Here is a 12816-nt window from a genome sequence, read left to right on the forward strand (position 1 = left end):
GGACAGTGCGGCCGGTCGTCACCGTCGATTCGCCCGGTGCCGACGGCCGACTGGCCGATCAGCCCCAGCAGTTGGCGAGACCGAACGTGGTGTCCTTGGAGTCCACGCCCTTCTCCGGCTTGTCCGTGATCAGAGTGACTCCGGTGTCGGTGTAACCGGATGCCTTCTTCCCGTTCTTGCCATAGTCAGCCACCGCCTCGACACCCAGCTTCGCCATCTTCAGCGGGTACTGCTGGGAGGTGGCGGCGATCGTGCCGCCCTGGACGGCCTTGGTGCCGGTGCAGCCGCCGTCGACGGAGACGATCAGCACGTCCTTCTCCCGGCCCTTGGCCTTCAGCGCGGTGTAGGCGCCCAGCGCGGCGGGCTCGTTGATGGTGTAGACGAGGTTGATGGAGGGGTCCTTCTGCAGGCAGTTCTCCATCGCGGTCTGGCCCTTGGTCTGGTCACCGCCGGTGTCCTGCGAGCAGACGATGGAGGAGTCGCCCTCCTTGATGCCGAAGCCCTGCAGGAAGCCGTTGTGGCGCTGCACGCCGACGGAGACACCGGGGGCCAGGTCCAAAGTGGCGATCCTGGCCGACTCGCCCGCCATGACGGCCTTGGCGTACTCGCCGATCAGCTTGCCCGCCGTGAAGTTGTCGGTGGCGAACAGGGCATCGGTGGCGCTCTGCGGCTCGGTCGGCGTGTCCAGCGCGATGACCAGCACGCCCTTGGCGCGAGCCTTCTGAATGGCCGGCACGATGGCCTTGGAGTCGCTGGGGGTGATGAGGATGCCCTTGACCCCCGCGGAGACCATGTTCTCGATGGCGGTGACCTGACTGGAGTTGTCGCCGTCGAACTTGCCGGCCGCGGTCATGAGCTGGACGCCCTCGGCCTTGGCGGCCTTCTCGGCGCCCTCCTTCATCTTGACGAAGAACGGGTTGGTCTCGGTCTTGGTGATCAGCCCCACCTTCACGGTTCCCCCGGAGCCGGAGGAACCCTTGGAACCGGAGCCGCAGGCGGAGAGAGCCAGCGTTGCGACCGTCGCACAGGAAACGATTCTGAGCACGCTGCGAGTCGTACGGGACACGATCAGCCCCCTGGTGGCCGAGTAGGGAAACGCCCTGGCATACAGCAACTGGCGCCGGGCGGGAGCGATGTCAGCGTTGACATATGTCAGCGTTGACATCGCGTGGGCAAGATGATGGGCGCGGGGCTCCGGCAACGTCAATGCCCTGGATCCATAACAAAACAGCAACGCGGAGTCGAGGAGGGATCATCAGGGTGACCAAGGCGGGCCCGCGTCCCGTCCGGCACGGCGCGGCTCCGCCGGCGTCGACCGTGTGCTTGGACAGCCCCATGCGGCGAGCCGTCTGCGGGAAGCTGCGGCCCGCGGCGATGTGCCGCAGGGTCTCCCGCTCGCGCGGGCCCGGCGCGGGCGCGGCGGCCACGGCTTCGCCGCGCGGCGTGACGACGGCGAAGCGCAGGGGATCTCCTCTGACGGATCGGCCGGGTCGATCCCAGAGACTGGTGCTCCGACGCGCCCAGGATCATGCTGGTTGAGAGGGTCCCGGCCGTGCAGGTTCCCGGAGGATGAGCGGCGATGGAGCAACTTCCCACCCCTCACGGCAGGCAGGCACCTGCACACGCCGTGCCGGAAGGGGCCTACACGGCCACGGCCACCGTCAACGAGCAGGGCATCGTGACCGGTTGGAGCGACGGGGCGAGACGGCTGCTGGGTTACCCGGCCTCGGAGGTCGTGGGGCACCGGGCCGCACGCCTGCTCGCCGGCGGCACCGGCGACGGCGGCGAGGCCGGCGCGCGGGCGTGGCGGGACGCGGCCGCATGCCGGATGTGGAGCGGCACCGTGGCGCTGCGGCACCGCGACGGCCACCGGCTCGAGCGCAATCTGCTGGCGCACCACCGCGGCACGGCTGACCCGGGCGCGGGGTGGCTGGTGATGTCCGCCGTCACGGGCGCGGCGCGCACGCGCGGCGGTGCGGCACTGGCGGAATGGGCTTTTGATCAGTCGCCCTGCGTCCTGGCGGTCTTCGACGAGGATCTACGGCTGGTGCGGGCCACGGCCGGGATGGAGCGTGTGCTGTCCCTGGGTGAGGAGACGATGCGCGGGCTGCGTCTGCCGGAGATCGTGCCGCACCCGTTGAGCGACCGGGCCGAGACGGCGATGCGGCTGGCTCTCGACCATGGCGAGCCGCAGTCCGTGCGGGTCTGCCTCCAGCCCGCCGGTGCCACCGGTGCCGGTGCGGAGCGCGGCTGGCAGGGCTCACTCACCCCCGTCGAAGACCCCGCCGGGCGGGTCCGCGGCGTGTGCCTGGTGGTCGATCTGCCGGAGCACCTCATGCGGCAGCGGATGCGCCTGCTCAACGACGCCATGGTGCGCGTCGGTACGGGTACCGGCATTCAGCGCACCGCGCAGGAGCTGACCGAGGTCGCCGTGCCCGGGTTCGCGGACGTGGCCGTCGTTGATCTGCTGCACGGCCCCGGGGTCGGCGAGCGGCCCGCCGCGGCGAAGGCCGGGCCCCTGGCGACGGGCCGTGCCGCAGTGCGGTCCGTGCCCGTGCCCGGTGAGGGCCCCGTCTCCTTGCGGGCGGGAGAAGCATCCCGGTACCCGGTGTGGTCGCCGGCGGGGCAGTGCCTGGCCCAGGGCCACGGCGCCGTGTACGCGGGCACCGACGCGGCCCTCGCCCGCTGGGTGGAGGGGGATCCCCAGGCCTCCTGGATCCGCGAAACCGGGACGCATTCGCTGATGGTCGTGCCGGTGCGGGCGGCCGGCACCACGCTCGGCGTCGCCCTCTTCGCGCGCCACCGGCGTCCCGACCCCTTCGACGCCGACGACCTGTGGCTGGCCGAACAGCTGGCGGCCAAAGCAGCCACCAGCATCCACGGCGACCGCCATGCCCCGCGGGAGCACACCACCACCATGACCCTGCAGCGCAGCCTGCTCCCCCGGACGCTGCCCGAGCAGGGAGCCGTGGACATCGCCACCCGCTACCTGCCCGCCGCCGGCCGCGCCGGTGTCGGGGGCGACTGGTTCGACGTCATCCCCCTCTCCGGCACCCGCGTCGCCCTCGTCGTCGGCGACGTCGTCGGTCACGGCATCCGCGCCTCCGCCACCATGGGCCGCGTCCGCACCGCCGTACGCACCCTCGCCGACGTCGACCTGCCCCCCGACGAACTCCTCACCCACCTCGACGACCTCGTCCTCCACCTCGCCGCCGACGAAACCGGACCCGACCCGGACGGCGCCACCGCGGAAACCGCCGGCGGTGTCGGCACCACCTGCCTCTACGCCGTATACGACCCCGTCACCCGGCGCCTCAGCGCCGCCCGCGCCGGCCACCCCCCGCCCGCCGTCGTCACCCCCACCGGCGCCGTCCGCTTCCTCGACGCACCCCCCGGCCCACCGCTGGGCCTGGGCGGTCTGCCCTTCGAAGCCTTCGAGACCGAGCTGCCCGAAGGCAGTCTGCTCGCCCTCTACACCAACGGCCTGCTCGACGTACGCCACCACGACATCGACGACGCCCTGGACAAGATGTTCGCCGCCCTCGCCCGCCCCGCGAGCAGCCTCGACACCGTCTGCGACCGGGTGCTGGCCGCCATGCTCACCCACCGCCCCGACGACGACATCGCCCTGCTCATCGCCCGCACCCACGCCCTGCACGCCGACCGGGTCGCCACCTGGCACCTGCCCTCCGACCCCGCCATCGTCGCCCACGCCCGCCAGCAGGCCACCGACCAGCTCACCACCTGGCACCTCGGCGAGGCCGCCTTCATCACCGAACTCGTCGTCAGCGAACTCGTCACCAACGCCATCCGCTACGGGCAACCCCCCATCCGCCTCCGTCTCATCCACACCCACCACACCCTCACGTGTGAAGTGACCGACTCAGGCAACACCACACCCCACATGCGCCGCGCCCACACCTACGACGAAGGCGGACGCGGCCTCCTCCTCATCGGCCGGCTCACCCACCGCTGGGGCACCCGCCACCACGCCACCGGCAAGACCGTGTGGACCGAACAGTTCCTCACCGACGGCTGAACGGGTCCCCAGCGCTCGCCTCTCTGCCGGCCGCTGGACCGCCTGCAGGGTCTGGTCCTCGCGGAGGCCGAGTTCACCACCGGCGAGGAGGCGCGGTCATGCGTGCCTCCCGCCGAGTGCGTGGCGGAGGTCACCGACGACGCCCGCTTCCCCGGTGGGCGCGGCTCCGCCCGGAAGGCTCCCGGGTCCTGTCGTCACAGAGCCCGGGGCGGGCGGCGCCCCACGTGGGTGCCCACTGCGGCGACGAGGAGCACCGCGCACCCCGCGAACACCAGGCCGGCGCTGCGTACCCCCAGCTCCACCGTCAGGGCGCCGACCCCGACCACGGGCAACGAGATGCCCACGTACGCGACGACGAAGAACGCCGAGATCGTGGCGCCCTGCTGCGCCTGGGGCGCCGCGGAGCTCACCGCGGTCAGACCGGCGCGGAAGGCCATGCCCTGGCCCACGCCGCCCGTCACCGCCCCCGCCAGCAGCACCGGGAGGGAGGTAAGGAACAAGGACGTTCCGATGAGGAGGAGGCCGGCGACGAGTACCAGGCAGCCCCGGGGCAGGGCTCTGCGCGCACCGACGCGTTCCATGAGCAGCTGTCCGCAGGTCGAGGCGCCGAACACGCAGAAGACGAGGGCACCGGTCACCGCCAGGTTGTGCTCGCCCAGCGTCTCGGCGAGGAAGGCGGGGGCCACCGCCGTGAACAGGCCGAGCAGGGAGAAGCCCGCGAAGGCGGCGAGGGCACAGGGCGCGAACACGCCGCGCACCTCGGGTGGCACCGTCATGCCCTGTGGCCGCAGCGGAGGCCGGGGACCGGAGCGGCGCACGGTCTCGGGCAGCAGGCAGGTGACCGCCACGGCGAGTGCCACAAGCCCCAGATGGACGACGAAGGGCAGCTTGAGCGGCCAGGGCGCGTACCGGGCCAGAACGCCGGAGACGAGGGGGCCGAGTCCGAGGCCGCCCATGTTGGCCGCGGTCGCCGCCAGGCCGGCACGTGCGCGTCCTCCCGGCGGCGCCAGATCGAGGACGGCCGCGGTGCCCGTGCCGCTCAGCAGCCCCGCCGAGAAGCCGGACAGCACCCGGCCCGCGTAGAGCAACGGCAGTCCCCCCTCGCACAGGAAACACACCGCGCTGAGCATGGACAGCCCCAGCGCGCCCAGCAGCACCGGGCGCCGCCCCAGCACGTCGGAGAAACCACCGGCGACCAGCAGGGCGGTGATGACGCCCACCGCGTAGACGGCGAACACCACCGTCACGATCAGTTCCGAGAACCCGATCTGCTGCCGGTACAGCCCGTACAGCGGCGTGGGCAGGGTGGTGCCCATCATGCCGACGGCGAAGACGCCCGCCGCGGCCTTGTACCCCGGCCGGCGGGCCTGCCCATGACGTTCGGCATCGCTGCTGATCACACCTCACCTTAGGCCTGCGGGCCGGCTCAGCAGGGTCCGACGGCGGCAGGAACGATCTCGGCCCGACGATGACGCGACGTCGTCCCGGCTCAGGCCCGCGCGCCGCCGTCGACCCGGAGAACCGTGCCGGTGACGAAGGAGGCGCGGTCGCTCAGGAGCCAGGCGGCGGCCTGGGCGATCTCGTCCGGGTGGGCCGCGCGGCGCAGCGGCGTGAGTGCCCTGAGCCGCTCGACGAGGCCCGGGGAAGCGGCCTCCCAGGTACGGATCATCTCGGTCGGCGTGCCGCCGGGGGCGATGGCGTTGACGCGGATGCCTTCCGGGCCGTAGGTGACGGCCGCCGACTCGGTGAGGCTGTTGACCGCCCGCTTCATCGCACCGTAGGCGGGCAGTTCGGGGTTGCCCCGCAGGCTGCCGATGCTGGAGTTGTTGACGATGGCTCCCGTACCGGCGGTGGCCCGGATCGCGGCGACCTGGGCGACCATGGCCAGCCACGTGCCCTTCAGGTTCACGGCGTAGACATGGTCGAAGTCGGCCTCCTGCACCTGGTCCATCGGGCCGGGCGGCACGAACGTCGCGCCGTTGTTGAAGGCGACGTCCAGCCGGCCGTACAGCTCCACGGTACGGTCCACCGCGGCACGCACGCCGGCGGCGTCGGCCAGATCGCACACCGCGTACTGCGCGGTGCCGCCCGCCGCCCGGAGCTCCTCGGTCACCGCCTTCAGCTGGTCCTCCGTGCGGGCTGCGAGCAGCACCCGGGCGCCCTCCCGGGCGAACAGCCGCGCCGCGGCGGCGCCGATACCGCGCCCGGCACCGGTGACGAAGGCGACCTTGCCGGCCAGCAGGCCCAGCGCCGCGGGGGCGGATGCGCCGGTGGTGGGTGTGTTGTCCATGGCGGCGAGCCTGCGCCGGTGCGCGGAGCCGATCCAGGCACCGGCGGTACCTGGATCGGCTCCGCGACACCCCGCACACTGGGGACGTGGACAGACGAGAACTGGCGGCCTTCCTGGGCAGCAGGCGCGAGCGGATCACCCCCGCCGACGTGGGACTGCCCGCCGGGCCGCGCCGCCGCACTCCCGGGCTGCGCCGAGAGGAGGTGGCGCAGCTGGCGTTCATCTCGGCCGAGTACTACACGCGGCTGGAGCAGGCGCGCGGCCCGCGCCCGTCGCGCGAGGTGCTCGCCGGGCCGGCCCGTGCCCTGCGGCTGTCGGACGCCGAGCGCGACCACCTCCACCACCTCGCCGGCGCCCCGCCCGGCCCGCCGCCCGGGCCTGCCGTGAGGTGCGGCAGAGCATCCTCGACCTGCTGCACCGGCTGCCGCAGGCCGCCGCGATCGTGACGTCCGCGGCGTTCGAGGTGATCGCCTGGAACGATCTGGCGGCCGCCCTCATGGAGGACTTCTCCGCCCTGTCGCGACGCGACCGCAACCTCGTGCGCCGCGTCTTCCTCGGGCCGCACCCGCAGGGCATGCGGCTGTACGGGGTGTCGGACGCGGACGCGTTCGCCCGCGCCTCGGCCCGGCGTCTGCGCGCCACCGCCGCCCGCTATCCCGACGATCCCGACGTGACCGGGCTCGTGGCCGAACTCCTGGCCGAGATCCGGGAGTTCACCCGGCTGTGGGCCTCCCACGACGTCTCGGACGAACCCACCCCGTGCAAGACCTTCCAGCACCCGCTGGTCGGCCCGGTCACCGTCAATTGCGACGTCCTCGACATCACCGACCGGGACCAGCGGGTCGTGATCCACACCGCCGCGCCCGGCTCACCGTCCGAGGAGGCGCTGCGGCTGCTGTCGGTCGTCGGCACGCAGCGCATGGATGTGACCGGCTGAGCCACGACCGGTTGGTTCCCGGGACCGCACGCGCTGACGGGAGCCGGCGTGTGACGTGGCTCCTACACAGGTTTTGACCTTCCTGCGGAGAATGTGGCTTTCAGTCCGTCGTCGGGTCGGCGGTCGCACGAGAAGGAGGCCTGCCGTGTCCGAGCATGTGCACGTTCGCATCAACCGGGGTCTGGCCGTCAGCGAGAACGGCGAGCTCGTGGAGTACTCCTCCTGCCGCTGCGGGGCCACGTGGAGCAGGGCCTACCAGGTCGAGGACGAGGGCTCGACAGAAACTTGAGTCGAGGGTTGTCAACTCTTCTTCTGCGAGGTATATGAGAAGGAGAGCGAGGACTCGTACGACGACATGAAGGAGGGATACAGATGCTGATGCGGACGGATCCCTTCCGCGAGCTTGACCGGCTCGCCGAACAGGTGTGGGGCACGACCGCCCGCCCGACCGGCATGCCGATGGACGCCTGGCGCGAGGGTGACACGTTCTTCGTGGAGCTGGACCTGCCGGGCGTGCCGCCGGAGTCGATCGACCTCGATGTCGAGCGGAACGTCGTGACCGTGAAGGCCGAACGCAAGCCGGCGTACGGCGAGGACACCGAGACGGTGATCACCGAGCGGCCCGCGGGGATGTTCAGCCGGCAGTTGTTCCTGGGCGAGGCACTGGACGCCGAGCGGATCGACGCCTCCTACGAGGCGGGCGTGCTGAGGCTGCGGATCCCGGTCGCCGAGCAGGCCAAGCCCCGCAAGATCGCCATCGGCGGCGGCAGCGAACGCCAGGAACTCAGCAGCTGACCCGAGACCGACCACACCCCTTCGCAGGTCACCCTCCCGGGCCCAGGCAGCAGCCTGGGCCCTGTGACCACCTTGCCGAAAGGGGCACTCGGGGACATGGCCTCCATGCCGACAGCCATCCCGTGCCCGTGCACGGCGCGGAGAAGCGAGGTGACCATGAAGTGCGACGAGTTTCTCGCCCGGGTCCGCGAGCGGGGCGAGTACACCGGCCGGGACGAAGCCCAGAAGATCGCCGAGGAGGTCCTGGGGGTGCTGGCGACCCGGATCAGCCCCGGCGAGGTCGAGGATCTCGCCTCTCAGATGCCCGCTCCGCTCGGGCAGACGCTGATCGGTGCGAAGCGGCAGCAGGCGGAGAACTTCGGGATCGAGGAGTTCTACCGGCGGGTGGCCGAGCGCACCGGTGCCCGTCCTCGCACCGCCCAGTGGGATGCCAGCGCGGTGCTGAGCACGGTCGCCGACGCCGTCTCCGGCGGCGAACTCAACCAGGTCATCAGCCAGCTGCCGTCCAGCTACGCGGTCCTGTTCGGCAAGGCGGACCTCGCGGACTGACCCCGCGCCCGGCCCGCGCACCGCGCCGAAGCGTCAGGGCCCGGGCGAAGGCCGGATCGAGCTGCAACACGTCTGTTCCGTGCGAGCGCTGATGTAGCGTCAGCCTCCGTGAACAGAATCATGTCCGCGACAAACCGGCGGTGGAGCAGGGCGGTCGGCGCGTTTCTGGCCCTGCTGCTCTCGGCCGTCACGCTCGCCGTGGCCCATCCGGCAGCCGCCGCGTCGGTCCTGGCGCCGATCGATCCCGGTGGCTTCACGATGCGGGCCGGGGACTTCACCGGCCGCGGCAGTGCCATCCAGCACATCGAGGCCTCGGGGAGCGTCTCCGTGCGTACCTCGCCCGACCAGGTGCTCGCCGAGGGCGGCCATGCCGGGCGGGCGGCGCTGTGCCACAACACCAACCTCGACGGCTCGCTGAAGTACAACGGTTTCTGCTGGGACCAGGCCGACGACACCTCCTCCGTCTGGACGCCCCAGGGACTGACCGGCTCGCACGACGCCCAGCCGGGCGGGACCTGGAACGGGCACTACCTCTACATCGCCTCCTGGCACTACACGGACAACGACTACGCGCGGATCACCATCGCGGAGTCGACGGGCACCTCGGTGACGTACCAGCACGTACTGCTGGTCGACCCGTACGCCACCGGCAGCGGCTCCACGTTCCGCCCGGTGGGCGGGGCGGGCGACCGGTCCGGGGCGGACGTGCTGAGCGGGCACGCGGACGGTGTCGCCTGGTACGGCAACAAGCTCTTCGTCGCCACCGGACACCAGCTCCAGGTCTACGACCTGCGGCACCTGTGGAAGATGAGCGACACCTCCACCGACCAGGTGGGCATTCTGGGCAACGGCAAGTCCTCGGCGCGCTACCACAACTGGGCGCTGCCCATGGTCGGCGTCTACTTCACCGGCAACACGGGGGACCCCTGCGACGCCACGCGGCCGTGCCTGACCTCGCTCAGCCTGGACCGGCACCCCTCCCCGGACGCCCTGGTCACCTCGCAGATCGCCACCAGGGGCGGCGCCCCGCTGATCCGCTGGCCGCTGAACGCGGGCACGGCGCTGCCGGACACCGACACCGCGAACGACTACACCGGGACGGTCACGGCGACCGGCGCCTACACGGTGCCGATCTGGAAGGTGCAGGGAGCCGCCACGGACGGCACCTACTACTACTTCAGCGGCGAGTGCCCCGAGACGGCGGGCACCACCGACTCCGACATGCCGTACTGCATCCACCGGGCCCTGCCGGGCGACGCCCCGCACGTCCTCACCCACGCCCCACCGCTGACCCAGAACCTCTCCTACGCCCCCTCGTCCGGGCGGCTCTGGGGGCTCAACGAGCGGCAGAACACCACCACCGGGAAGCGGGTGGTCTTCTCCTTGGTGCCGTCCGCCTGAGGACGCTCCAGGTGACCGCCTTGGGCCGGGCCCGCTCCGGCGCCCGGCCCGAAGGCGGGCGGAACCCACCCGGTGCGCTCGTCATCTCCGGTAGCCGAGGATGGTCATCATGCCGGATTCGGAGTGGTACTGGTTGTGGCAGTGGAGCATCCACAGGCCCGGATTGTCGGCGTTGAAGTCGACGACGACCTTGCGGTGCGGCAGCACGATGGTGGTGTCCTTGCGGGCCCCGACCGCGTTGTTGCCCCTGAGGGCGAACGTGTGGCCGTGCAGGTGCACGGGGTGCCACATGTCGGTGGCGTTGATGAGGGTCAGGCGGACCCGTTCACCCTCCCGGACCGCGTGGTGTCGCTCGACGGAGTAGGGGCGGTGGTCGAAGGACCAGTTGAAAGCCCTCATGTTGCCGGTCAGCCTGAGGCGCATCTCGCGGTCCGGCTCACGGTGGCACAGAGCGACGGACTCGTCCGGCACGAGCCGTCTGGCGGGCACGACCTGCCCGTCGAGTTCCCCCGGATGCACGGAGGACCGCGGCAGGGCCCCGCTGCCGGTGCGCAGGACCGCCAGAGCCCGCCCCTTCTTGCCCTCGGCGAGCGCGACCAGCGGGAACACCCCGTCGTGGGCGGTGACCAGCACGTCGTAGCGCTCGGCCATGCCCAGCAGCAGCGCGTCCGTCTTCCTGTGCTCGACGGGGTAGCCGTCCGTGTGCGTCACTGTCATCTCATGGCCGCCCAGGGCCACCCGGAAGGCCGTTTCGGCCCCGGCGTTGATGATCCGCAGCCGGATGCGGTCCCCGGGACGGGCCCGGAAGACCGAAGGCGCGTGCGGGAGGCGGCCGTTGACCAGGTAGCACGGGTAGTCGACATGGCCGCCCGCGCTGTGCAGCATGCGGCTGTGGGAGTCCCGCAGGAGACGGGCGGGGCCACCGGGCTTGCCGGGGGCCCATGCCCGCGCTCCGCTCCACGTGTCGTCGCCGCCGAGACCGTCACGAGCCCCGCCCTCCCCTATGCCCATGTCCATCGGCATCCGCTTGCCCTTGTGCAACTGGGCGAGCACTCCGTCCGGGGTGGAGCCCTCCACGCCGTCCAGCCAGTCGTCCAGGACGACGATCCACTCCTTGTCGTACGACAGCGGCTCCCTGGGATCCTCGACGATCAGCGGCGCGTACAGGCCACGGTCGAGCTGCATTCCCGAGTGCGAGTGCACCCAGTACGTGCCCGGGTGCGTCACGGCGAAGCGGTAGGTGAAGTCCGCGCCGGGCCCGATGGGGTACTGGGTCAGGTTCGGCACGCCGTCCATGTCACAGCGCATGCGCACTCCGTGCGAGTGCAGCGTCGTCTCCGTGGGCAGCCGGTTGGCGAGCGTGAGCTCGAGGATGTCGCCCGCGGTGATCCGGATTTCCCGGCCGGGCAGCTTGTCGCCGTACGCCCATGACCTGACCGTCCGCCCGCCCAGGTCGAGGTACGTCTCGGCGGCGGTGAGCCTGAACCTGCGCAGCGGCCCGGGTCCGCGTTCCCGTTCGGCGGCGAGGACCTCGGGGCCGGACGGGTTCACGTACCCCCTGGACCCCGGGGGGACGAAGCCGCTGCCCGTGTGGCCGTCCATCCCGGACCCCGGGCGGGAACCAGTCACCGCGCGGGAAGCGGGGCCGCCGTGGGGGCCGGCGCCGGGGTGGGAGCGGGACTCCGTGTGGGGAGCGGACCCGGAACATGCGGTCAGGATTCCCGAGCCGGCGGCCACGATCGAGGCACCGAGCAGAGTGCGCCGCGTGTGTGTCTGCATGACTGAATCACACACTTTTTATGACGATATGTGTGTTAACTGGTGCGGCGCGTCTCGACAACGGCTTCCGAGATTTCGTAACGCCCTCTGTTCACCGGTCACGTGAGGGATGCGGCGTGGCGCGGCCGGGGCCACTGTCGGAGCATGACTGACACCCCCCACCTCAGCTCCCCCGGCCCGGCGGACGGTCCTGGGCCCGCCGACGGCCGGACCGGAGCCTCCCGCAGATCAGTGATCACCGGCCTGGGCGGCGTGACCCTCGGACTGGCCACCCTGGGCCTCACGGGTTCCGCGGACGCGCGGACGAGGCCGGAGACAGACCGGAGCGGCGGGGCCGAGGCCCCCGCCCGGCAGGCCGCCGCCTGCGTCCTCGCCCCCGAACAGACGGAGGGCCCCTACTACCTGGACCTGGAGACCGTCCGCAAGGACATCACCGAGGGCAAGCCCGGTGTGCCGCTGACCCTCCGCGTGACGGTGGTCGACGCCACGACCTGCGCTCCGCTTCCCGGTACGGCCGTCGACATCTGGCAGTGCGACGCCCTGGGCGTCTACTCCGGGTATGTGGCCGGCGGCTCCACCCCGGACACGACGTTCCTGCGCGGTGTGCAGCTGACCGACTCCACCGGCGTCGCCACGTTCACCACCGTCTATCCCGGCTGGTACGTGGGCCGGGCCCTCCACATCCACGTCAAGACGCACGCCGGCGGCACCGTTTCCAACGGGAAGTACCACGGTGGCCACGTCAGCCACACCGGCCAGCTCTACTTCCCGGAGACGTACAACAACAAGGTCGCCGCCCTGGCCCCCTACCGGACGAACACCACCGCGCGCACGCCCAACGCCCGGGACGGCATCTATCAGCGGGGAGGAAGCTCCACCCTGCTGACCGTCACCCAAGTGGGTGACGACCTCGCCAAGGGAGTGACCGGGACGGTCGTTCTCGGCATTCATCCCGCCGCCACACCCTGACAGCACGCGCTGCGGCGACCGGGGCGTACGGCCGCCGCAGCGCTGCACACGGGGGTT

The 12816-nt window shown here is 71.7% G+C and carries 10 protein-coding genes and 1 pseudogene; 7 read left to right on the top strand and 4 right to left on the bottom strand.

Annotated elements, in window-relative coordinates:
• Positions 1-58: 58 nt before the first annotated feature.
• Entirely contained in the window at positions 59-1066 is a 1008-nt protein-coding gene (locus tag ACIBBH_RS04435; RefSeq protein ID WP_399401815.1) for a sugar ABC transporter substrate-binding protein, read from the bottom strand.
• Positions 1067-1579: 513 nt separating this feature from the next.
• Here ACIBBH_RS04435 and ACIBBH_RS04440 point away from each other — a divergent pair.
• On the top strand, positions 1580-4039 hold the full coding sequence (locus ACIBBH_RS04440) for a SpoIIE family protein phosphatase (protein WP_399401817.1): 2460 nt from the start codon (positions 1580-1582) through the stop codon (positions 4037-4039).
• Positions 4040-4233: 194 nt separating this feature from the next.
• On the opposite strand, the gene ACIBBH_RS04445 is transcribed toward ACIBBH_RS04440, so the two are convergent.
• Positions 4234-5358, bottom strand: coding sequence for an MFS transporter (locus tag ACIBBH_RS04445; RefSeq protein WP_399402692.1), 1125 nt, complete (start codon positions 5356-5358; stop codon positions 4234-4236).
• A 170-nt stretch (positions 5359-5528) separates the two neighbouring features.
• On the bottom strand, positions 5529-6329 hold the full coding sequence (locus ACIBBH_RS04450) for an SDR family NAD(P)-dependent oxidoreductase (protein WP_399401819.1): 801 nt from the start codon (positions 6327-6329) through the stop codon (positions 5529-5531).
• Between the two features lie 86 nt (positions 6330-6415).
• On the opposite strand from ACIBBH_RS04450, the pseudogene ACIBBH_RS04455 reads away from it, so the two are divergent.
• The 5 genes and pseudogenes from ACIBBH_RS04455 (at position 6416) to ACIBBH_RS04475 (ending at position 10011) form a co-directional block, all read left to right on the top strand.
• Positions 6416-7266, top strand: a pseudogene (locus ACIBBH_RS04455) (helix-turn-helix transcriptional regulator).
• Positions 7267-7411: 145 nt separating this feature from the next.
• On the top strand, positions 7412-7555 hold the full coding sequence (locus tag ACIBBH_RS04460) for a hypothetical protein (RefSeq protein WP_399401821.1): 144 nt from the start codon (positions 7412-7414) through the stop codon (positions 7553-7555).
• A gap of 83 nt (positions 7556-7638) precedes the next feature.
• Entirely contained in the window at positions 7639-8061 is a 423-nt protein-coding gene (locus ACIBBH_RS04465; protein WP_399401823.1) for an Hsp20/alpha crystallin family protein, read from the top strand.
• Between the two features lie 156 nt (positions 8062-8217).
• Positions 8218-8610, top strand: a complete 393-nt coding sequence (locus ACIBBH_RS04470) for a DUF2267 domain-containing protein (RefSeq protein WP_399401825.1) — start codon at positions 8218-8220, stop codon at positions 8608-8610.
• A gap of 108 nt (positions 8611-8718) precedes the next feature.
• Complete coding sequence (locus ACIBBH_RS04475) at positions 8719-10011, top strand: hypothetical protein (protein ID WP_399401827.1); 1293 nt, start codon at positions 8719-8721, stop codon at positions 10009-10011.
• 81 nt (positions 10012-10092) lie between these two features.
• Here the strand turns inward: ACIBBH_RS04475 and ACIBBH_RS04480 are convergent, their stop codons facing one another.
• Positions 10093-11790 carry a multicopper oxidase family protein gene (locus tag ACIBBH_RS04480; protein WP_399401829.1) on the bottom strand — a complete coding sequence of 566 codons (1698 nt, stop codon included), beginning with the start codon at positions 11788-11790 and terminating at the stop codon, positions 10093-10095.
• A gap of 144 nt (positions 11791-11934) precedes the next feature.
• Between ACIBBH_RS04480 and ACIBBH_RS04485 the strand changes: the two genes are divergently transcribed.
• Entirely contained in the window at positions 11935-12759 is an 825-nt protein-coding gene (locus tag ACIBBH_RS04485) for an intradiol ring-cleavage dioxygenase (RefSeq protein ID WP_399401831.1), read from the top strand.
• Positions 12760-12816 lie beyond the last annotated feature (57 nt).

Origin of the sequence: Streptomyces sp. NPDC051636, from assembly GCF_044453765.1 — a bacterium.
Classification (GTDB): Bacteria; Actinomycetota; Actinomycetes; order Streptomycetales; family Streptomycetaceae; genus Streptomyces.